This is a genomic window from Gottfriedia endophytica (genome assembly GCF_017814275.1).
GTDB lineage: Bacteria > Bacillota > Bacilli > Bacillales > Bacillaceae_G > Gottfriedia > Gottfriedia endophytica.
In genome coordinates this window covers 21,680-44,039 of the sequence record NZ_JAGIYQ010000021.1, presented here as the reverse complement: position 1 = coordinate 44,039, position 22,360 = coordinate 21,680, and the positions used below count along the sequence as shown (strand labels likewise).

At 34.9% G+C, this 22,360-nt stretch carries 23 protein-coding genes; all 23 read left to right on the top strand.

Annotated features, from left to right (window positions below; all coding sequences use genetic code 11):
• The first annotated feature begins 77 nt into the window (after nucleotides 1-77).
• The 23 genes from J5Y03_RS19175 to J5Y03_RS19065 all read left to right on the top strand — a co-directional run bounded on the left by J5Y03_RS19175 (nucleotide 78) and on the right by J5Y03_RS19065 (nucleotide 22,347).
• Nucleotides 78-848 (top strand): TatD family hydrolase, encoded by a 771-nt coding sequence (locus tag J5Y03_RS19175; RefSeq protein WP_209407610.1) that lies wholly within the window; start codon nucleotides 78-80, stop codon nucleotides 846-848.
• A gap of 185 nt (nucleotides 849-1,033) precedes the next feature.
• Nucleotides 1,034-2,224 carry a ubiquitin-like domain-containing protein gene (locus J5Y03_RS20060; RefSeq protein WP_209407609.1) on the top strand — a complete coding sequence of 397 codons (1,191 nt, stop codon included), beginning with the start codon at nucleotides 1,034-1,036 and terminating at the stop codon, nucleotides 2,222-2,224.
• 113 nt (nucleotides 2,225-2,337) lie between these two features.
• A complete protein-coding gene (gene rnmV / locus J5Y03_RS19165; protein ID WP_209407608.1) occupies nucleotides 2,338-2,889 on the top strand; it encodes a ribonuclease M5 in 552 nt (183 codons plus the stop codon).
• A gap of 2 nt (nucleotides 2,890-2,891) precedes the next feature.
• Complete coding sequence (gene rsmA, locus J5Y03_RS19160) at nucleotides 2,892-3,770, top strand: 16S rRNA (adenine(1518)-N(6)/adenine(1519)-N(6))-dimethyltransferase RsmA (protein ID WP_209407607.1); 879 nt, start codon at nucleotides 2,892-2,894, stop codon at nucleotides 3,768-3,770.
• A 167-nt stretch (nucleotides 3,771-3,937) separates the two neighbouring features.
• Nucleotides 3,938-4,813 (top strand): sporulation peptidase YabG, encoded by an 876-nt coding sequence (gene yabG, locus J5Y03_RS19155; protein WP_209407606.1) that lies wholly within the window; start codon nucleotides 3,938-3,940, stop codon nucleotides 4,811-4,813.
• Nucleotides 4,814-5,029: 216 nt separating this feature from the next.
• A complete protein-coding gene (gene veg / locus J5Y03_RS19150) occupies nucleotides 5,030-5,296 on the top strand; it encodes a biofilm formation stimulator Veg (protein WP_209407605.1) in 267 nt (88 codons plus the stop codon).
• Between the two features lie 360 nt (nucleotides 5,297-5,656).
• Entirely contained in the window at nucleotides 5,657-5,836 is a 180-nt protein-coding gene (locus J5Y03_RS19145) for a small, acid-soluble spore protein, alpha/beta type (RefSeq protein WP_209407604.1), read from the top strand.
• 151 nt (nucleotides 5,837-5,987) lie between these two features.
• Nucleotides 5,988-6,857: a 4-(cytidine 5'-diphospho)-2-C-methyl-D-erythritol kinase gene (gene ispE / locus J5Y03_RS19140; protein ID WP_209407603.1), complete on the top strand. Its 870-nt coding sequence runs from the start codon at nucleotides 5,988-5,990 to the stop codon at nucleotides 6,855-6,857.
• 54 nt (nucleotides 6,858-6,911) lie between these two features.
• Nucleotides 6,912-7,739: a pur operon repressor gene (gene purR / locus J5Y03_RS19135; RefSeq protein WP_209407602.1), complete on the top strand. Its 828-nt coding sequence runs from the start codon at nucleotides 6,912-6,914 to the stop codon at nucleotides 7,737-7,739.
• A 53-nt stretch (nucleotides 7,740-7,792) separates the two neighbouring features.
• Nucleotides 7,793-8,164: a RidA family protein gene (locus tag J5Y03_RS19130; RefSeq protein ID WP_209407601.1), complete on the top strand. Its 372-nt coding sequence runs from the start codon at nucleotides 7,793-7,795 to the stop codon at nucleotides 8,162-8,164.
• A 207-nt stretch (nucleotides 8,165-8,371) separates the two neighbouring features.
• Nucleotides 8,372-8,662: a septation regulator SpoVG gene (gene spoVG, locus J5Y03_RS19125; RefSeq protein WP_209407600.1), complete on the top strand. Its 291-nt coding sequence runs from the start codon at nucleotides 8,372-8,374 to the stop codon at nucleotides 8,660-8,662.
• 140 nt (nucleotides 8,663-8,802) lie between these two features.
• Nucleotides 8,803-10,158 (top strand): bifunctional UDP-N-acetylglucosamine diphosphorylase/glucosamine-1-phosphate N-acetyltransferase GlmU, encoded by a 1,356-nt coding sequence (gene glmU, locus J5Y03_RS19120; protein WP_209407599.1) that lies wholly within the window; start codon nucleotides 8,803-8,805, stop codon nucleotides 10,156-10,158.
• Between the two features lie 57 nt (nucleotides 10,159-10,215).
• Nucleotides 10,216-11,169 carry a ribose-phosphate diphosphokinase gene (locus J5Y03_RS19115; protein ID WP_209407598.1) on the top strand — a complete coding sequence of 318 codons (954 nt, stop codon included), beginning with the start codon at nucleotides 10,216-10,218 and terminating at the stop codon, nucleotides 11,167-11,169.
• Between the two features lie 480 nt (nucleotides 11,170-11,649).
• Complete coding sequence (gene pth / locus J5Y03_RS19110; protein ID WP_209407597.1) at nucleotides 11,650-12,213, top strand: aminoacyl-tRNA hydrolase; 564 nt, start codon at nucleotides 11,650-11,652, stop codon at nucleotides 12,211-12,213.
• A gap of 92 nt (nucleotides 12,214-12,305) precedes the next feature.
• Complete coding sequence (locus J5Y03_RS19105; RefSeq protein ID WP_209407596.1) at nucleotides 12,306-12,539, top strand: anti-sigma-F factor Fin; 234 nt, start codon at nucleotides 12,306-12,308, stop codon at nucleotides 12,537-12,539.
• Nucleotides 12,540-12,665: 126 nt separating this feature from the next.
• Entirely contained in the window at nucleotides 12,666-16,193 is a 3,528-nt protein-coding gene (mfd, locus tag J5Y03_RS19100; protein WP_209407595.1) for a transcription-repair coupling factor, read from the top strand.
• A gap of 188 nt (nucleotides 16,194-16,381) precedes the next feature.
• Entirely contained in the window at nucleotides 16,382-16,918 is a 537-nt protein-coding gene (spoVT, locus tag J5Y03_RS19095) for a stage V sporulation protein T (protein WP_209407594.1), read from the top strand.
• A 693-nt stretch (nucleotides 16,919-17,611) separates the two neighbouring features.
• Nucleotides 17,612-19,204 (top strand): putative polysaccharide biosynthesis protein, encoded by a 1,593-nt coding sequence (locus tag J5Y03_RS19090; RefSeq protein WP_209407593.1) that lies wholly within the window; start codon nucleotides 17,612-17,614, stop codon nucleotides 19,202-19,204.
• Nucleotides 19,192-20,673 carry a bifunctional methyltransferase/pyrophosphohydrolase YabN gene (gene yabN / locus J5Y03_RS19085; protein WP_209407592.1) on the top strand — a complete coding sequence of 494 codons (1,482 nt, stop codon included), beginning with the start codon at nucleotides 19,192-19,194 and terminating at the stop codon, nucleotides 20,671-20,673. Before J5Y03_RS19090 ends, yabN begins: the two co-directional genes overlap by 13 nt.
• Nucleotides 20,674-20,687: 14 nt before the next feature.
• Nucleotides 20,688-20,957: an RNA-binding S4 domain-containing protein gene (locus J5Y03_RS19080; RefSeq protein ID WP_209407591.1), complete on the top strand. Its 270-nt coding sequence runs from the start codon at nucleotides 20,688-20,690 to the stop codon at nucleotides 20,955-20,957.
• Between the two features lie 92 nt (nucleotides 20,958-21,049).
• Complete coding sequence (gene yabP / locus J5Y03_RS19075) at nucleotides 21,050-21,364, top strand: sporulation protein YabP (protein WP_209407590.1); 315 nt, start codon at nucleotides 21,050-21,052, stop codon at nucleotides 21,362-21,364.
• Nucleotides 21,361-21,969, top strand: a complete 609-nt coding sequence (yabQ, locus tag J5Y03_RS19070; RefSeq protein WP_209407589.1) for a spore cortex biosynthesis protein YabQ — start codon at nucleotides 21,361-21,363, stop codon at nucleotides 21,967-21,969. The genes yabP and yabQ overlap by 4 nt, the downstream gene beginning before the upstream one ends.
• Nucleotides 21,970-22,347 carry an FtsB family cell division protein gene (locus J5Y03_RS19065; RefSeq protein ID WP_209407588.1) on the top strand — a complete coding sequence of 126 codons (378 nt, stop codon included), beginning with the start codon at nucleotides 21,970-21,972 and terminating at the stop codon, nucleotides 22,345-22,347.
• Nucleotides 22,348-22,360 lie beyond the last annotated feature (13 nt).

The following is a 22,360-nucleotide window of genomic DNA, read 5'->3' as shown; positions in this document are numbered from 1 at the left end:
GTAATTGTTAACGGGCCGTTAGGTTAGAAATTTTTAACTATGCTAGACTAAATTCAGATGGACGAAGGAGAATAAAAATGTTATTTGACACCCACGTACACCTAAACGCTGATCAATATAAAGAAGATCTAGAAGAAGTTATTCAAAGAGCTATTGATGCAGGCGTTGTTCATCAAGTAGTTGTTGGATTTGATCGTCCAACTATTACGAAAGCAATGGAATTAATTGAGAAATATGATTTCTTATATGCTGCAATTGGTTGGCATCCAGTCGATGCAATCGATGCAACAGAAGAAGATTTTGAATGGATTAAAAAGTTATCTCAGCATCCTAAGGTAGTAGCCATTGGTGAAACAGGTCTTGATTATTATTGGGATAAGTCACCAAAGGAAATTCAACAAGAAGTATTTCGTCGTCAAATAAGACTGGCGAAAGAATTGAAACTACCAATCATCATTCATAACCGTGATGCAACTGAAGATATCGTTTCCATTTTAAAACAAGAGCAAGCATCTGAAGTAGGCGGCATAATGCACTGCTTCAGCGGAAGTGTGGAGACTGCAAAAGAGTGTATTGGTATGAACTTCTATATTTCTCTAGGAGGACCAGTTACATTTAAAAATGCAAAAAAACCAAAAGAAGTTGCGACAGAAATTTCACTAGATCATCTTCTAGTAGAAACTGATTGTCCATACTTAACTCCACATCCGTATAGAGGAAAAAGAAACGAACCTAGCTATGTATCACTTGTGGCTGATGAAATTGCACGTTTAAAAGGTATTTCGGTCGAAGAAGTAAGACGAAAAACTTTTGAAAATGCATGTACCATTTTTCAGATCCACAAATGATTACGTGAACAGAACGTATAGATAGATAAAGTTCGAATATCGTTCATGTATGAAGAGTTGAAGAATTTGTCGAAAGAAAACTCTTCTACTTCTAAATCTAGTAAACATACATTCAGTAGAGTAGAAGCTAGTTAATAGGTTTGGAGCTAGTCAATCTTTTTTCTCAATCTAAAGGAGGCGGCAGCGTGATAGACGCTAATAGGTTACTTTCTAGACTTGGGAGTAGTAAAAAACTAGCAGTACAACTTGCAGGAGCTTTAGTTTTCACTGGATCAATAAGTACTGGTGCATATGAGGGCCTTAAGGATAAGGTTTCCCTTGAAGTAGATGGAAAACAACAAGTTATTCAAACACATGCTGACACAGTAGGAGAACTTTTAAAAGAACAAAAAGTAAATATTACGAATAACGATGAGGTATTCCCTTCTAGGAATACAACAATTAAGAATGATATGAAGATATCTATTCATCATTTTAAACCAGTTAAGTTATCAATTGATGGAAATGACAAGATTGTCATGACGACTGCTCAAACGGTTAAAGAATTATTGGATGAGCAAAATGTGAATGTACAAGAGCATGACAAGGTTACACCTGAATTAAATGCAGAAATTGGGCAAGATGGTAATGTGGATATCAATACATCTTTTCCTTTAACAGTTAATGAAGGTGGAAAAGAACAAAAAATTTGGTCGACTTCGACTACTGTCGCAGACCTTTTAAAGAATCAACAAATTACACTGAATCAATTTGACCGAGTTGAGCCAGGATTAGCTGAAACAGTTAAACCAAATGATACAGTTCATGTAATTCGTGTAGAAAAGGTCAACGATGTAGTGGAGGAAGCTTTAAAGTTTGAAGATAAAACACAAAATGATTCTTCAATGTATAAAGGTAATAAAAAAGTTCTTTCTAATGGTAGTAATGGTGTAGTTGAACGTAACTACCAAATTACAAAAGAAAATGGGAAAATCGTATCAAAACAATTAATCGGTGAAAAAACAATAAAAGCACCAGTTAATCGTATCATTGCAGTAGGAACAAAAACACCTTCAAGATCAATGGCTGCTAAAGAGCCATCTAAAGGAAAAGAGATGTATGTGGAAGCAACAGCATACTCGCCTTACGAAGGTGGAATGAGTGGGATTACTGCAACTGGAATCAATGTTCGAAAAAACCCAAATATAAAATTAATAGCTGTTGACCCGGACATTATTCCACTTGGGTCTAAAGTTTGGGTAGAGGGATATGGTGTTGCGATTGCAGGTGATACAGGTGGAGCTATTAATGGCCACCGTATTGATGTTCTTTTCCCAACTCAGCAAGATTGTTTGAAATTTGGTCGTAAGACGATTAAGATACGAGTACTAAAGTAAGGCAGAAGGAGATTCCTTCTGCTTTTTTGTGTACACTATTAGAAAGGGAACAATGTAGAATATTTCTTGTTATGGTATGATAACTTATACGAAATGTAGTTTTGGAGGAAATAATGAAGATAAAAGAAATAATTGTTGTTGAAGGTAAAGATGATACAGCTGCCATTAAAAAAGCTGTAGATGCAGATACTATTGAAACAAGTGGCTCAGCAATCAATAAAGAAACACTCGAATTAATTAAGCACGCTCAAAAAACTAGAGGTGTTATTATATTTACAGATCCTGATTATCCTGGTCAAAGGATTCGTTCAATTGTTTCTGACTATGTTCCTGGTTGTAAACATGCATTCATTTCAAAAGAAGAAGCTGTTCGAAATGGAAAGAAAGGGTTAGGAATTGAACATGCGACGCGCGAGGTAATTCAAAAAGCGTTACAGGACGTAAAAGAAGTATATGAAGAAAGTGTTAGTGACATCACAAAAGATGATTTAATAGATGCAGGATTAATCGGTCATTCAAAAGCAAGTGAACGAAGAGAAAAAATTGGGAAATTATTAAAGATAGGTTATACAAATGGAAAGCAATTAGAGAAACGTCTTCAAATGTTTCATATTTCGAAAGAAGCATTTATCGAAGCGGTTAGAAAAGTATTAATGGAGGAATAAAAATGAAAGAAATCTCAACGCCAAGTCGTACGAAAGAAATTCTTCAAAAGTACGATTTCTTTTTTAAAAAAAGCTTTGGTCAAAACTTCTTAATTGATACAAATATATTAGAAAACATTGTAGGATATGCTGATTTTACAGATGAAACTTGTGCAATTGAGATTGGCCCCGGGATTGGTGCTTTGACTGAGCAGTTAGCAAAACGAGCAAAAAAAGTGTTAGCATTTGAAATTGATAATCGTCTAATTCCTATTTTACAAGACACATTATCACCTTATTCAAATATCACAATTGTGAATGAAGATGTATTAAAAGCAGACGTACAAAAGGAAATCGATACACATTTACCAAATGAAAAGGATATTATGGTGGTTGCAAATTTACCATATTATGTAACGACACCAATCATTATGAAGTTGCTTACAGAAGGTTTACCGATTCGTGGTATTGTATGTATGCTCCAAAAAGAAGTCGCTGATCGTATTTCGGCAAAGCCAGGTACAAAAGATTATGGCTCTTTATCAATTGCCATTCAATTCTATACTCATGCATCAACAGTTATGACTGTTCCAAGAACAGTTTTCATGCCACAACCAAATGTTGATTCTGCTGTTATAAAGTTAGTTAAAAGAGAAACACCAGCTGCTCAAGTCGAGAATGAAGAATTCTTTTTTGAAGTAGTCCGAGCTAGCTTTGCCCAGCGCCGTAAAACGATAAATAATAATCTGTTACATAATTTACCTTCTTTAAAAAAGAATAAAGAGTTGTTAGAAAAATGCTTCCAACAATCAAATATTGAAGGAACAAGACGTGGAGAGACACTAAGTATTGAAGAATTTGGAACACTTAGTAATGTTTTATATGCACATCTATTTAGCTAATTTCCTTTTCAGACGATGGTTTAGATTAAACTGTCGTCTTTTTTTATATTGTGGCAATAAGTTATGGAATATCATCAATCACCCTTTTATGTCTCTTACATAATCTAAAAAAAGAAGTGTGAATTCGTATTGAGAAGCAATATTGAGACGTTAGAGGGGGGAATGGTATGAGCATCAAAGTGGGGGACATAGTAGCGCGTGCATCCTATCAATACGATCTCCTATTTCGTGTCATTGAGTTAAAGGATATAGGTAGTCAAACAATAGCAATTTTATATGGAGAAGAATTCCGTTTAATTGCGGATTCACCAATAGATGATTTAAGGATTGTTCAAGAAGCAGAATATCGAGAAAAAGGTGAACAGACGCTAAAGCAAATTGAACAAAGTTACCAACTTTTTCAACGTGATTATTTAGAAATGCGGGAGAAAAGAAAATATGAAGCAACAAATGGTTATCGTGCAGATGTTAATTTTTTTCAAATCCCCGGAAGAGTATTGCATATAGATGGAGATCAACAATATTTAAAAAAGTGTATTGATATGTACAATAAAATGGGTATCCCAATTGAAGGTATTCATTGTAAAGAAACTGAGATGCCATCTCAAATTGGCCATTTACTCGACCATTACAGGCCTGATATTTTAGTCGTCACAGGGCATGACGCTTATACGAAATCTAATGGCCCGAAGAATAATTTGGAGTCTTACCGGCATTCGCGTTTTTTTGTAGAAACTGTAAAAGAAGCAAGAAAAAAATATCCCTCTTTAGATCAATTAGTTATTTTTGCTGGAGCATGTCAATCTCATTTTGAAGCCATTATCCGTGCAGGGGCAAACTTTGCTAGTTCACCAACACGTGTAAATATTCATGCATTGGATCCAGTCTATATTGTTGGGAAAATTAGTTTCACATCATTTATGGAACGAGTAAATGTATGGGAAGTAGTTCGAAATACAATTACAGGTGAAAAAGGAATTGGCGGTATCGAAACAAAAGGGATATTACGAACAGGTCTCCCTTTTCAATATTTAGAGGAATAAGCAAAAAATAACTGGTAGGAAAGCGTGTGGAGTTTTCTTATACAGTTATTTTTTTTCGATTTTTTTTAAGATTTATACATAATTTAGTCGATTTTTACAAATTATACAGTTGAGATGAAATTTTGTTTGACAGACCCTTGATTTCGTTGGTATAATTTTAGTTTTTTGACTTTGTTTACATAAAATGTTATACTTGTCAAAGTGAGGTGGAATCCAATGGCCAAAAAGTTATCTGAGATTAAAGATACGTTAGACAACCATGTTGGACAAAGACTAACGTTAAAAGCAAATAGCGGACGCAGAAAAACAGTTGAGCGTTCTGGTTTCTTAGCTGAAACATATCCATCCATTTTTGTAGTACAATTAGACCAAGAAGAGAATGCTTTTGAACGCTTATCTTTTAGTTACGCTGACATATTAACAGAAACAGTTGAATTATTTTTTTATGAAGATACAAATGAATTATTAGCAAATGGACAGTAGAAATTTTCTACTGTCTTCTTTTTGTTGATGGAGCCAGTAGAAGTGGATTCTAGATGTATTTCTAGTGCTCCACTTTTTGATCTGTCTAGCTACAACAACCATCCCCTCGGTCATTTCACAAATAACTAATGAAGTGAACTACACACTACCTTAGTTAACCAAGCCTGTCCTCTCGCTTTCAAATCGAAGCTCGAGTCAGTAGAAGCGGATTCTAGATGTATTTCTAGTGCTTCACATTTCTTACTTTCGGGGATAAGCAGGTTGCCTCCGCATTTCTTTTCTTACAAATTATGCCATCACTAATTTTCTAATTTTATTTTCATACTAATACTGTCGGAAGTGAAAAAGGGGGTCTCTTTCTTGGGGAGAAGACGTAGTATAATGTCTGAACAGTTTAAGGAAGAACTTGCAAAAGACCTTGGTTTTTATGATGTCGTTCAAAAAGAGGGATGGGGCGGCATTCGTGCGAGAGATGCAGGAAATATGGTGAAAAGAGCTATAGAAATCGCGCAATCACAATTAATGAACGATAAAAAATAAAGACAAAAATTCACTGCGACAATACCGAAGCGAATAGCTTCGGTATTTATTTTTATAAAATTAACTCTTCTGCCTTCTAGGCTACATTTTTCTTATTGCGTAAGTGTGATACAATAGCAAAAAAGTAAGTGTACATAAGAAGGTGAAGTAATTGAAAATTTTAGTAAAAGCACCAGCTAAAATTAACTTGTCGTTAGATGTGTTAGGAAAAAGAGAAGATGGTTATCATGATGTTAAAATGATTATGACGACTATTGATCTTGCAGATCGTATTGAGTTAGAACTGTTAGAACAGAACCGTATTATTGTAACATCGCATAATCGGTATGTTCCAGATGACCAACGAAACTTAGCATATCAGGCTGCCGCTTTGTTAAAAGACATTTATGGAGTGAAGTTAGGGGCTCAAATCACAATTACTAAGAACATTCCTGTTGCGGCCGGTTTAGCAGGTGGTAGTAGTGATGCAGCAGCTGTTTTAAGAGGTTTAAATAAGTTATGGGGATTAAACTGTTCAATTGATGAATTGGCTCAGATTGGGGCTAAAATTGGCTCAGATGTATCATTTTGTGTCTATGGTGGAACGGCTATTGCAACAGGGCGTGGAGAACAGATAGAGCATATTGGCTCACCTCCTCCTTGCTGGGTTATTCTTGCAAAACCATCACAGGGTGTATCTACTGCAACGGTTTATCAAAATTTAAATTTAAATGGAATTGAGCATCCTAATGTTGATGGAATGATCGATGCGATTACGAACCAAGATTACAAACAAATTTGTGGCTCGTTAGGAAATGTACTCGAATCAGTTACATTAAAATTTCATCCCGAAGTTGCTATGATTAAAGAACAAATGAAACGTTTTGGAGCTGATGCCGTATTAATGAGCGGAAGCGGCCCAACGGTATTTGGTTTAGTGAAGCATGATTCAAGAATGCATCGAGTGTACAATGGATTAAAGGGATTTTGTGAACAAGTATATGCCGTTCGAATGCTAGGAGAACGAGAAAAACTTGAATAAAAACGAATAATATTATAAAATTTTCTATATAATATTCGTGATTCGAGGTGCGGTATGAAAATTAGAAGAAGCTCAAGGTTAGTTGGCATGACGCATTATTTACTACAACACCCTCAGCAATTAGTATCTCTAACATTCTTTTCTGAGTTATACGATTCTGCTAAGTCTTCTGTTAGTGAGGATTTAGCCATTATCAAGCAAACATTTGAACAGCAGGGAATAGGCTCGCTTCAAACGATTCCTGGAGCAGCAGGTGGAGTGAAGTATATTCCTGGGATAAGCTTAGAAGAAGCGAATCGTGTGATTGATGAACTTTGTATTCTTATTAGTAAACCAGATCGTGTATTACCTGGCGGTTACTTATACATGACAGATATTTTAAGTAATCCAAATTATGTTAATAGTGTTGGAAGAATTTTTGCGTCGATTTTTAATAAGAAAAAAGTTGATATCGTTGTGACAGTTGCTACTAAAGGGATACCTTTAGCATATGCCGTTGCTAACTATTTAAATATTCCTGTTGTTATTGTACGTCATGATAACAAAGTAACAGAGGGATCAACTGTGAGTATTAACTATGTATCAGGATCGACAAAAAGGATTCAAACAATGACATTAGCGAAACGTAGCATTGAGCCAGGTGCGAACGTATTAATCATTGATGATTTTATGAAGGCGGGCGGCACGGTTGCAGGTATGCAGAATTTATTAAAAGAATTCCAAGCAAATGTTGCTGGTATTGGTGTTTTAGTAGAAGCGTTAAATGCTGAAGAGCGATTAGTGGAAGATTATGTTTCGTTAATCAAGCTTTCTGAAGTAAATGAAAAAGAACAACTTATTAGTGTAGAAAAAGGTAAATTTACCGAAGACCTTCTTTCATAGTTATGGAATAGAAAAAGGTATAACAAAAATCTTATTTAGTGAGAGGTAAAAAGATGAAAACAATTCATACAGATCATGCTCCAGCGGCTATTGGACCATATTCACAAGCGGTTGTTGTTAACGGAATGCTTTATACTTCTGGTCAAATTCCATTAAAATTAGATGGAACAATTGTTGAAGGTAATGTTCAAGACCAAACAAAACAAGTTTTTGCTAACTTAAAAGCGGTATTAGAGGAAGCTGGTACTGATTTTACAAAGGTAGTAAAGACAACTGTTTTTCTAAAAGATATGTCATTTTTTAACGACTTTAACGAAATATATGGTATGTTTTTCAATGAACATAAACCAGCTAGAAGCTGTGTTGAGGTAGCAAGATTACCGAAAGATGTATTAGTAGAAATCGAATTAATTGCAACAATTTAAACCCGAAAATATTTTTCGGGTTTTTTTTTGTATAAATTACTAAATTTTTATCAATATCTATCCGATAAACTAGTTAAGGGCCCTATATTAAGTATGTAATAAAAAGTTTAATAATTTTTTATATAAAAAATTTTCTAAAAGAAGGAAATTTTAAATAATTGTGGAAATAAATAGTAATGCTCAAAGATGAAAAAGGTGGTGAACTAGATGGAAGTGACAGATGTAAGATTACGCCGCGTAAACACGGAAGGTCGTATGAGAGCAATCGCATCAATTACACTTGATCATGAATTTGTTGTTCATGATATTCGTGTAATCGATGGGAATAATGGTTTATTCGTTGCGATGCCAAGCAAACGTACTCCGGATGGAGAGTTCCGTGATATCGCTCATCCGATTAATTCTACAACACGTAGTAAAATTCAGGATTCAGTATTAGCAGAATATCATCGTGTTGGTGAATTGGAACAAGACTTTGAGGAAGCAGGAGCGTCCTAAAAATAGTACATAAAAAGAACCCATGAATGTATAATGGGTTCTTTTTTTATGGTATAATAAACTGAATGATTGTGAAAAAAGAATGAGATATGTTCGGTTTAACCGGCAACTCTAGGTATATAGAAATATGGAGGAACACCATGACAAATCAATATGCAATTGTTTTAGCTGCTGGAAAAGGCACTAGAATGAAATCGAAGTTATATAAAGTACTACATCCTGTTTGTGGCAAACCTATGGTTAAGCACGTGATTGATCATGTGAAAAATTTAGGGATAGATAAAATTGTTACAATTGTAGGTCATGGAGCTGAGCTTGTAAAAGAACAATTAGGAAACGAAAGTGAATTTGCTTTACAAGCTGAACAATTAGGAACGGCTCATGCGGTTATTCAAGCAGCCCCATTATTAAAAGATTTAAAAGGGACTACATTAGTAATTTGTGGTGACACTCCTCTTATTTCTTCAGAAACAATTGCTGCATTGTTTAAAGAACACGAACGCCTTGGAGCAAAAGCAACAATTTTAACAGCTCGTTTAGAAGATTCAACTGGATACGGAAGAATTGTTCGTAGTGAAAATGGATCTGTCGTGAAAATTGTGGAGCATAAAGATGCTACAGAAGAAGAGCGATCTATAAAAGAAATAAACACAGGAACGTATTGCTTTGACAACCAAGCATTATTTGATGCTTTAAGTAAAGTGAATAACGAAAATGCACAAGGTGAGTACTATTTACCAGATGTAATTGAAATTTTAAAACAGAACGACGAAATAGTAGCGGCATACCAAACGGGTGATTTTGATGAAACGTTAGGTGTAAATGACCGTTATGCATTATCTCAAGCTGAAGAACACATGAAAAAACGAATCAATAAAAAGCACATGTTAAATGGTGTAACGATTATTGATCCAAATTCAACTTATATTTCAGCAGATGCAGTTATTGGAGCAGATACAGTTATTTACCCTGGTACTATGGTATACGGACATAGTACAATAGGAGAGGACTGTCAAATTGGACCAAATACTGAAATTCTAGATAGTGAGATCGGAAACAACACTGTCATTAAACAATCAGTAGTTCATAATAGTCAAATTGGAAATAATGGCGCAGTTGGGCCGTTTGCACATATTAGACCAGAATCGAATATTGGGAATGATGTTCGAATTGGAAATTTTGTTGAAACGAAAAAAGTTTCATTCGGGAATGGAAGTAAAGCTTCTCATCTTAGCTATATAGGAGATGCAGAGGTAGGGGAAAACGTAAACTTAGGTTGTGGATCAATTACTGTTAATTACGATGGTAAGAAAAAGTATCTAACAAAGATTGAAGACAATGTGTTTGTAGGCTGTAATTCTAACTTAATTGCTCCTGTTACAATTAAAAAGGGCTCATACGTTGCTGCGGGTTCTACAATAACTGATAATGTACCAGAAAATACACTTTCAATTGCAAGAGCGAGACAAGTTAATAAAGAAGGTTATATAAAATAGTAGTGATATTATTTTTATAAAAGATATAAATAGTAAAAAGCGGAGGGTACACGAACAATGTCAAATCATTATCCAGATAAGAACTTAAAAGTTTTCTCACTAAATTCAAATCCGAAGTTAGCACAAGACATTGCGAAACATATTGGAGTTGAGCTTGGGAAATCTTCAGTAGATCGTTTTAGTGATGGGGAAGTTCAAATAAATATTGAAGAAAGTATTCGTGGTTGTGATGTGTTTATTATTCAATCCACTAGTTTTCCTGTAAATGAACACATTATGGAATTATTGATTATGATTGATGCATTAAAACGTGCTTCTGCAAAAACAATAAATATTGTTATTCCATACTATGGATATGCACGTCAAGATCGTAAAGCACGTTCTCGTGAACCGATTACATCTAAGTTAGTTGCTAACCTTCTTGAAACTGCAGGGGCAACACGCGTTATCACATTAGATCTACATGCTCCACAAATTCAAGGGTTCTTTGATATTCCAATTGACCATATGATGGGTGTACCTATTTTAGCTGACTACTTTAGAAGAAAACAATTAGATGATATTGTAATTGTTTCACCTGACCATGGTGGTGTTACGCGTGCAAGAAAAATGGCAGATCGCTTAAAAGCACCGATTGCCATTATTGATAAACGTCGTCCAAGACCAAATGTTGCCGAAGTTATGAACATTATCGGTAACATTGAAGGTAAAACGGCAATTTTAATCGACGACATTATTGATACAGCTGGTACAATTACATTAGCTGCTAATGCATTAGTTGAACACGGCGCAAAAGAAGTGTATGCATGTTGTACGCATCCTGTACTTTCTGGTCCTGCAATTGAACGTATTGAAAATTCTTGTATTAAAGAATTAGTCGTAACAGATTCGATCGCATTACCAGAAGAGAAAAAGACAAAGAAAGTTGTTGAGCTTTCTGTAGCAGAGTTAATTGGAGAAGCGATTATTCGTGTCCATGAACAACAATCTGTGAGCACTTTATTTGATTGATAAAACCTGTAATTTTTGTTTGATGAAAAATGACGTAACCGCCCGCTGGTTACGTCTTTTCTTACTATGTTGGCTCCTGTTACATTTTATATGTTATTTAGTTTGATTAGACAGAGAAAATAGGTGGACGAGGCCCTGTAGTTGTTTTGAAAACTTATCAATGATAATTTATTGATAGATTTACTTACCATTTAAAGAGTACATTACATAATCTATTTGTTTATTTTTGGCTATTTTCTAAAAGATTGTTGCTTTTGAGATTATAAATTTGAAAGACAGAAGTTGATTACAATGGAAGGTGCGAGACTCCTGTGGGAATAGCGGGAAGGCTGAGACCCCGCAGGCTTGCCGAGGAGGCTCAGCTCTCGCCCCACGGAAAGGGAGCAGCCTGGAGTTGTAATCAACTAGCGCATTCTAAAATAGCAACAATATATACGAAAACGGCCTTCTAACGAAAACAGTAAGAAGGAGGATGAAAAAATGAAATTATTCGTCGGTCTAGGGAATCCTGGAAGAGAGTATGAGAGAACTCGTCATAATATTGGCTTTATAGCAATTGATGAGTTGGCATATCGCTTTGGAATTTCACTGACACAACAAAAGTTTAATGGCATATATGGATCAGGTATAGTAAACGGAGAAAAAGTTTACTTAGTGAAACCTACAACATACATGAATCTATCAGGTGAATGTGTAAGACCTTTTATGGATTATTTTCAAATTGATTTAGAAGATGTTGTCATTATTTACGATGATATGGATCTCGGCACGGGTAAACTAAGATTACGTACAAAAGGAAGTGCAGGGGGGCATAATGGGATTAAATCACTTATTATGCATTTTCAAACGCAAGAATTTCTTAGAATACGTATAGGTGTTGGAAGACCTCAGAATGGAATGTCCGTTGTTAACCATGTTCTCTCCAATTTTTATAAAGAAGAAGAGGCTGACGTTATAAGTGGCGTTAAGATGGCAGCTGAAGCGTGTGAGTACTTTTTAAATCATTCATTTTTAGAAGTTATGAATCGTTATAATAAAAAATAAAGATGTTTTAACAGGGATTATTAAATTTTTATTGAATAAGTATTAAATGTCCAATCCATACTGAGAATACATTGTATTATTATGGAGGCTATATGGACAGTATTCGTTTTAAATGTCGGTATTGTGAACAGCCATTAGGTTCTATATCGAATGAACAGTTACAGCAATTATCAAAAAATTACACAGGATTATTTAACGAAGAACTAGATGGGCATGTATACTATCGGTCTGATGGAGATATTTTAATTCAAACTGTATGCTCTTCGTGTGAAGAAGCTTTGAGTTTATTTCCGCACTATCATGAATATAAGTCGTTTCTTCACTAAAAATGGCCTTTGGCAATTGCCTTAGGCGTTTTTCTGCGTGAATGATTTAAGATAGATAGCCTTAGTAAATTATGAAAAAAGTAAATCAGGATAAAGTTTGAAATGCTGTAAGGGGAGATATTGTAAATGATAGGTCTAATTGAACAATTCGAGCGATATAAGGATGTTCAACAAATCTTAAATGGAATCCATAAAGGATTAAAAGAACAACTAGTAACAAATTTAACGGGGTCATCGAAAACACTTTTAGCAGGAGCAATTTATAAAGACACAAATAGAACTCAGCTCGTTGTTGCTCAAAACCTTTTACAAGCACAAAAAATGTATGAAGATTTAAATTCCGTAATTGGTGAAAATGTTTATCTTTATCCTGCAAACGAATTGATTGCATCTGAAATTGCCGTATCTAGTCCTGAGCTTCGTGCTCAACGATTAGAGGTATTAAATTTTTTAGCAAGCGGAAGTGTAGGGGTTATAGTTACTCCTATTACGGGAATTATTGATTTCCTTCCTTCTCCAGAATTATGGAAAAACTATCAAGTTACGCTAGAAGTTGGTCTAGATGTTGATTTAGAGGTACTGACTCACAAATTTGTTCAAATGGGATATGAACGAGTTTCTATGGTTGAAAGTCAAGGTGAATTTAGTATCCGTGGTGGAATCGTAGACTTATATCCTTTAACAAGTATGAATCCGATCAGGATCGAATTGTTCGATACAGAAATTGATTCAATTCGTTCTTTTTCAGTGGAAAATCAGCGTTCAATAGATAAGTATACTCAATTTCAAATTGGGCCAGCTACTGAACGATTAGTAAAACCAGAACAGATAAAAGAGTCTATTACAAAAATAGAGCAACTGTTTAAAGCTACATTAACTAAAACTACTGATGCAGAGTTAAAAGAACGACTAGTATCAAAGGTTGGCTATGAAATAGAACAATTAAAACAAGGTCAGCAAATTGATCAAATCTATAAATATCTATCTTTAATTTATGAAAAACCATACAGTTTAATAGATTACTTACCACAAGATGCGCTTATCTATATCGATGAGATTTCTCGTGTGCATGAATTATATGAGCAAGTTAAAAAAGATGAGGCAGAGTGGTATACATCACTTTTATCAGAAGGAAATGCGATCTCAGGACTGTCTTTTTCACATGACTTATATGCTGTGATGCATTCAAGAAAAAGACAACAAGTCCATACAAGCTTATTTCCTAGAAGAGTTCATCATACTGCACCAGAACAAATTGTCTCAATTCAGTGTAAGACAATGCAGGAATTCCATGGTCAAATGAACTTGTTAAAAAATGAGCTGGAACGCTGGAAGAAAAATAAGTATACGATTGTAATGCTAGGAGCTAGCGATGAACGTGTTAATAAAATTGAAAGTATACTTGATGACTACAACATAGAAGGTAAAATCATTTCTTCAGTAGACCAATTAAAACCAAAGACAGTTCATATTATGAAGGGTGATTTGTTAACTGGATTTGAATTACCTTTAGAAAAATTTGCGATTATTACTGAAAAAGAGCTTTTTACAAAGAAATTTAAAAAAGCTAAACGTAGTAATGCGAAATTGTCTAATGCAGAGAGAATAAAAAACTATTCAGAGCTTCACGTTGGAGATTATGTTGTTCATGTGAATCATGGAATAGGAAAATTTTTAGGAATCGAAACATTAGAAATAAATGGTGTGCATAAAGACTATCTTCATATTCGATATCATGGAGATGATAAATTATTTGTTCCAATTGAACAAATTGACCAAGTTCAAAAATATGTCGGTTCAGAAGGAAAAGAACCAAAAATATATAAACTTGGTGGTAGTGATTGGAAAAAGGTTAAGAAAAAAGTTGAAGGATCTGTCCAAGATATTGCGGATGATTTAATTAAACTTTATGCAGAACGTGAAGCATCGAAAGGTTATGCATTTTCTCCTGATACGTCAGAACAACAAGATTTTGAAGGTACGTTCCCTTATCAAGAAACGGATGACCAAATTCGATCAATTAATGAAATAAAGAAAGATATGGAACGAGAGCGTCCTATGGACAGATTGCTATGCGGTGACGTTGGGTATGGAAAAACCGAGGTTGCAATTCGCGCGGCATTTAAATCCATTATTGAAGGGAAACAGGTAGTATTTTTAGTTCCCACTACTATTTTGGCACAGCAGCATTTTGAAACATTAAGAGAGCGATACCAGGACTTCCCAATCAACATTGGTCTACTAAATCGTTTCCGTTCTAGAAAACAACAATTAGAGACGATGAAGGGGCTGAAAGACGGAGCAATCGATATTGTTGTAGGGACACATCGTTTACTTTCAAAGGATATTGTTTACAAGGACTTAGGTTTATTAATTATTGACGAAGAACAACGTTTTGGTGTTACGCATAAAGAGAAGATAAAACAATTAAAAGCGAATGTAGATGTATTAACATTAACAGCAACTCCAATTCCTCGTACATTACATATGTCGATGTTAGGAGTTCGAGATTTATCAGTCATTGAAACGCCACCTGAGAATCGTTTTCCTGTTCAAACATACGTTGTAGAATATAACCCTTCTTTAGTTCGTGAAGCCATTGAGCGTGAGTTAGCACGCGACGGGCAAGTATACTTCCTTTATAACAGAGTTGAAGATATAGAGCGTATGGCAGAGCGAATTTCAATGCTTGTTCCAGATGCTAAAGTTGCAGTGGCGCATGGACGTTTGAATGAAGGAGAATTAGAATCCGTCATGTATGACTTTTTAGATGGTCAGTATGACGTACTAGTTAGTACAACCATTATTGAAACAGGAGTGGATATTCCGAATGTAAATACCCTAATTGTGTATGATGCAGACCGAATGGGATTATCAACTTTGTATCAGTTAAGAGGTCGAGTAGGCCGTTCAAATCGAGTGGCTTATGCCTATTTCACTTATAAACAAGACAAGGTGTTAACAGAGGTTGCAGAAAAGCGTCTACAAGCAATAAAAGAATTCACAGAATTAGGCTCTGGATTTAAGATCGCAATGCGAGATCTATCAATCCGTGGAGCAGGAAATCTACTTGGTGCTCAGCAGCATGGGTTTATTGACTCGGTAGGTTTTGATCTATATTCTCAAATGCTAAAAGATGCAATCGAAGAGCGTCGAGGAATCAAGAAAGAAGACCATATCTCTATTGAAATTGATTTAGATGTGGATGCATACCTTCCAGACTCGTATATTCAAGATAGTAAGCAAAAGATTGAAATGTACAAACACTTTAGAGGAATTGAAACATTTGAGGAATTAAATGATTTACAAGACGAATTAATTGACCGTTTTGGAGAATTTCCGAAAGAGGTTGGCTATTTATGTCAAATTGCGTATATTAAGATACTAGCCAAAGCAGAAAAAGTAGAGTTAATTAAACAAACTAAATCTGATGTAAGCATGTACCTTACTGAAGAAGCAAGTACAAAAGTTGATGGTGGTAAGTTATTCCAGTTGTGTAATTCATTTGGACGTGGTATAGGTCTTGGAATGGAAGGGATGAAGCTGAAAATAACGTTAGATGTGAAAGGCAAGAAGCAGTCAGATTGGTTAACAACAATTGAAGGTATATTAAGTGGCCTTAAAAATGTGAAGAAAGAGAGCGTTAATGCTTAAAGGTTTTCTTCTAAAAGTTGATTATTTAAGTAACCTTTTACATTAGTGTTAAAAAATCTCACTTATTTTGTATAGAACAGCTATTGTGTAGGATACTATCAGTAATTACGGGTGAACTTACCTCATTTTTCACTCAGCTATCTTACATCAATATAGTCATGCAGTAAGTGAGGAGGCTCTTCAAAGGAATGAAAGCAACAGGAATTGTTCGTCGAATCGACGATTTAGGCAGAGTAGTTATTCCAAAAGAAATTAGGAGAACCCTACGAATCAGGGAGGGGGATCCATTAGAAATATTTGTTGACCGTGATGGAGAGGTTATCTTAAAAAAATATTCTCCTATCAGTGAACTAAGTGATTTTGCAAAAGAGTATGCAGATGCTCTATATGATAGTCTTGGCCACACAGTTTTAATTAGTGATCGTGATTCAGTTGTTGCGGTTGCAGGTGTGTCAAAAAAGGAATATTTAAATAAAAATATCGGTGAACTAATTGAAAAAATAATGCCAGAACGGTCCTCACAGCTTGTGACGGAATCAGGTGAAGCATCATTCATTGAAAGTGTAATTGAGAAATATCAATCCTATGTAGTAGGCCCAGTAGTAGCAAGTGGTGACCCAATTGGAGCAGTTGTGATCTTTTCGAAAGAAAAAACGCTCAGTGAGGTTGAGAAAAAAGCTGTTGATACTGCTACAAACTTTTTAGCAAGACAAATGGAGCAATAAGTAAAAGTCACTCTTTTCCAGTTAATAGTTGGAAGAGAGTGGCTTTTTGTGTTGGAGGTTCTTCAATGTCTGAATGCGGTAAGTGAGCCTCTCCCGCATTTCGTACTGTCTAGCTGCAGAGCCTATCTCCTCGGTCGTTTCACAAATAACAAGTGAAGGGAAAACCCGCCCTTCTCTTGTTATTTGCTCCAACGCCTTTCGGAGGTAAGCGAGCCTCTTCCGCATTTCGTACTGTCTAGCTACATGAACTAGCTCTTCGGTCGTTTCACAAAAACCAAGTGAAGGGAAAAACCACCCTTCCCATGGTTTTTGCTCCAACGCCTCTCAGAGCTAAACGAGTTCATTCCGCTTTTCTAATGTCTAGCTACAGAGACTACCTCCTCGGCCATTTCACAAATAACAAGTGAAGGGAAAGGGCGCCCTTCCCATGTTATTTGCTCCAATGTCTTTCGGAGGTAAGCGAGCCTCTTCCGCATTTCGTACTGTCTAGCTACAGAACCTATCTCCTCGGTCGTTTCACAAATAACAAGTGAAGGGAAAACCCGCCCTTCTCTTGTTATTTGCTCCAACGCCTTTCGGAGATAAACAAGGTTCTTCCGCCTTTCATAATAAAGGAACTTTACATTTTCTATTGAAATGTAATACATTAAAGGTTGAACTGTTTATCCTTTTATTAGGGGGAGTGTAATTCTATTGCAAAAACCAAAGCATAAGGCTGCTCTTCAAGGAGCTTTATTTATAACAATTGCTTCATTACTTTCAAAGATATTAAGTGCTTTTTATAAAATTCCTTACCAAAATATTGCTGGTGACTTAGGATACTATATTTACCAACAGGTCTATCCGATTTATGCAATGGCACTAGCATTTTCTACATATGGCTTTCCAATGGTACTTTCTACTCTCGTTGCTGAACGTATTGCAAGAAAAGATGAGCAAGGGGCACGAGATCTTTCCTATGCTACTTTTATAGTTCTACAGTGTATGGGTATTATCTGTTTCTCCGTATTATTTTTAGGAAGTAGTCAAATTGCACATTATTTAATGAAGGATGATAAGTTAACTTTACTGATTAAAATGGTTTCGGTTGGTTTTTTATTTGTGCCAATTACTTCTGTTTTTAGAGGGTATTATCAGGGGTTAGGTGATATGGGCCCGACATCAATTAGTCAAGTGATTGAGCAACTATTTCGTGTTGGTACAATTTTAGTTTTATCGATTTATCTTGTTATTAATGTTGATAATTTATATGTAGTTGGAGCTGGCGCAGTTTCTGGTTCAATCATTGGAAGTGTTGCTGCAATTCTATTTTTTCTTTACTGGGCTTCGTTTAAAGGTTCAGGCCTAACCATACCTTCTATACGCTCAATAAAAAAATATAAAGCAGAATTAAAAGTAATTCTTTATCAAGGGATACTGCTTAGTTTAAGTAGCTTGGTATTAGTGTTTATTCAATTTATTGATTCCCTTTCATTTTATCCTTTACTTGTTCACTATGGTTATCATGTAGAGGGTGCAAAGTTAGTAAAAGGGATATATGACCGTGGATTTCCACTAATCCAACTAGGTGCTGTCATTGCTTCATCTTTTTCATTAGCACTGATCCCGTTTATTTCAAGTGCATTAGTTCGTAAAGAGCATGAAGAAATTCATAAAAGAATAGAAACGTCCGTAAGAGTAAGTATTGTAATAGGTTCTGCTGCTACAGTTGGTTTAATATCAATTATTCATCCAACAAATATCATGTTGTACCGAAATGATTTGGGTACGGATGTATTAAGTGTGTTAAGTATATCAATTATTTTTGCAGGATTAGCTATTACTGCAGCGACAATTGCTCAGGGGTTAGGTAAAAGTTTAATTCCGGCTATTAATGTTTTAATAGGTGGTGTAGTGAAATTAATAGGTAACATACTATTAATGGAGCAGATTGGTTCTCGAGGAGCTGCCTATTCAACCGTTATTGCATTGGCAGTTGTAGCTTTACTTAACTTGATCTATTTATATCGTTTAGTAAGAGTAAATCTTTTTTCATTAAAATTCTTAATGAAATTAGCAGTTATCATTTTCATTATGTATTATGGTGTACATTTTTATGAAATGATTTTTGAAAGGGTTGCTGGTTTTATCCAACCACTTCGTCTTCGCATGCTTGTTGAAGCTCTGACATCAGCCGCTATTGGAGCAATAATTTTTGCGTTGTTGATGTTAAAGATAAAATTATTTAAATTAGAGGAATTAAGTGCAGTTATAAAAAGTAAAAAATTACAAAAATGGCTGTCATAAAAGGAGTGTTTGCCTTGAAATATATTACTGTAATTGGGTTAGGAGCCAGTGATTTAGAACAAATGCCAATCGGAATTTATCGAGCATTGCTTTCTAGTGACAATCTCTTTCTTCGTACAAAGGATCATCCTGTTGTAAGTGAGCTAGAAAAAGAAGGGTTACAATACACTGCTCTTGACGACATCTATGAAAAACATGATGCTTTTGAGGCTGTTTACGAAGAAATCGTACAAGTAATTTGCCAAGAAGCGGAGAAAAAACCAGTAATGTATGCTGTTCCAGGGCATCCGCTTGTAGCAGAACGAACAGTTCAATTATTAATTGAACTAGAAAAACAAAAGGAAATCGAACTGAATATAGTAGGTGGACAAAGCTTTTTAGATGCTATGTTTGCATCACTTAAAATTGATCCAATTGAAGGGTTTCAATTAGTGGATGCAACATCAATTGATAATGAAATTCTTACATTAAAACAACATTTGATCATTTGCCAAGTTTATGATCAAATGACAGCCTCTATCGCGAAATTAACGCTAATGGAGCAATTACCAGATGATTATGAAGTTACCGTAGTAACAGCGGCAGGTAGTGCGAATGAAAAAATTCAGCAAGTTCCTTTATATGAGTTAGACCGTGTAGCAACGATTAATAACTTAACTAGTGTATATGTACCGCCAGTTAAAAATGAAGAACAAACTTACCATCAGTTCACTACACTTCGAAAAATCGTTGAAACGTTGAGAGGTCCAAATGGCTGTCCGTGGGATCAAAAACAAACGAATGCATCATTGAAAAAATATTTGTTAGAGGAAGCCTATGAGTTACTAGAAGCAATTGATGAAGAAGATGATGAACATATCATTGAAGAATTAGGTGACGTGCTTCTTCAAGTCATGCTACATGCTCAAATTGGCGAAGATGATGGTTATTTTTCAATTGACGATGTCATTCGTGGACTTTCAAAAAAATTAATTTTCCGTCATCCTCATGTGTTTGGAGATGTACAGGTGGAAGGGGAACAAGAAGTCCTCTCAAACTGGCAAGCGTTAAAGGAACAAGAAAAAGGAAAAGAAAGAGATTCTATATTATCGGGTATCCCAAAAGACTTATCTGGTTTAATGAAGGCTGAGATGCTTCAAAGAAAAGCAGCAAAAGTTGGTTTTGATTGGCCAGAATTGCCACCAGTTCTTGATAAAATTAAAGAAGAATTCCACGAAGTGTTAGAAGCCATCGAAACAAAAGATGAGTCGGGCATAGAGGCAGAGCTAGGAGATTTACTATTTAGTATTGTAAATTTAACTCGTTTTGTAAATGTAGATCCTGAACAAGCGATTTTAAAAACAAATAAAAAGTTTGAAACGCGATTCAAATTTATTGAAAACCGATTAAATGAATTACAAAAAAGTTTCCAAGATGTGACACTAGAAGAGATGGATGCGATTTGGAATGAAGCGAAAAAAGTGAAATAAGGGAGAGATGGTTGATGAGATTAGATAAATTTTTAAAAGTTTCCCGTATTATCAAACGCCGAACTTTAGCAAAAGAAGTAGCAGATCAAGGTAGAATTACAATTAACGGAACTGTAGCCAAAGCATCTTCAGATGTGAAGGTTGGAGATGAGCTGAAAATTCGTTTCGGACAAAAAATTGTTACTGCAAAAATTAATGAGTTGAAAGAAATCGTTCGTAAAGAAGAAGCAGATAACATGTATACAATTATAGGTGAAGAAAAACAATCAGATAGCTTGTTCTAATTATGTAATCCCTTCATATACTTGTACAAACAGAAAAGATAGTAGTCATTTAAGATACGATCTTTTCTAATGAGTGTATGGAGGGACTTGTTATGAGTAATTCTTATCAATCGATAAATAATAGTCAAAACCAACAAAGCCAGGTGGTTGATCAAGATTTAATCTTAAAAGGAAGAAGATATTTAGAAATTACTGGTGTGAAGCAAGTGGAAAGCTTCGATAGTGAAGAATTTTTAGTAGAGACGGTACTTGGTTTTTTACATATTAAAGGACAAAATTTACAAATGAAAAACTTGGATGTTGAAAAAGGACATGTAGCAATTAAAGGAAAAGTTAATGAATTATGCTATTTAGATGAGCATTCAACGGGGAAAGCTAAAGGTCTCTTTAGCAAATTATTTAAATGAGCTTAAAGGTTCAATTCTACTCAATGATTGCGATGGTTGGTATGGGTGCTTATTTAGGGATGGCACTAGACACTTACCATCGTTTTTTAAATCGAAAAAGTAAGAAGCTACTTGTCTATGTCACTGATATCTTATTTTGGATCTTCCAAGGATTATTCATTTTTTATGTGTTGTATTCAGTCAATGAAGGTGAACTGAGAGTTTATATATTCCTTGCTATTCTTTGTGGATTTGCAGCTTATCAGAGTTTATTACAAAAACCATATAAAAGAATATTAGAGTTTATTATTCAACTTATATTACGTACAACAATGGTAATTGTAAGAATTGTTCAGGCTATAATCATTAGGCCAATTCGCGGGCTCATAAAAGTGTTCGTTGCACTTATTTTATTTATTTTTCATATTTTTGTTCGACTGATCCGTGTACTTTACAACGTACTATTAGCAATTCTTCGATTTTTCGCTAGGATAATATGGTTTTTTGTGCCAAAACGAGTCAAAAACATTTTATTTCAATTAAAAGGTTTTTACGAAAAGAAGAAGAATACCTTCCTTACTACTATTAGAAAAGTAAAGCATTTAATAGATAGGAGGAAAAAGTAGATGGAGTTAGCAAGGAAACTTGAAGTGAAAAGTTATAACCTTCCTGAGCACATTGAAAGTACGGATACAAATCTTTCTGGATTACCTCGTAACAGAAGCGTAAAAAAGTTTTTTTTAAGAATGATTTTATTTATTACTTTTTCAGTTCCTTCTGGTATTTTTCTCCAACAAATGCTTCAAAATCAGATTCAATTAAATCAGATGAAAAATCATCAAGTAAGTATACTTGAGAAAAAAATGGGTGAGCTTCAAAAAGAGAATGAGGATGCAAAGGCTATGATTCTTAAGTTAAATGATGATCAGTATATCAGTCAGTTAGCTAGAAAAAAATTATTTTTTTCAAAAAAAGATGAAATTGTGTTCCCAAATATGAAGTAATCATCGTTTCATT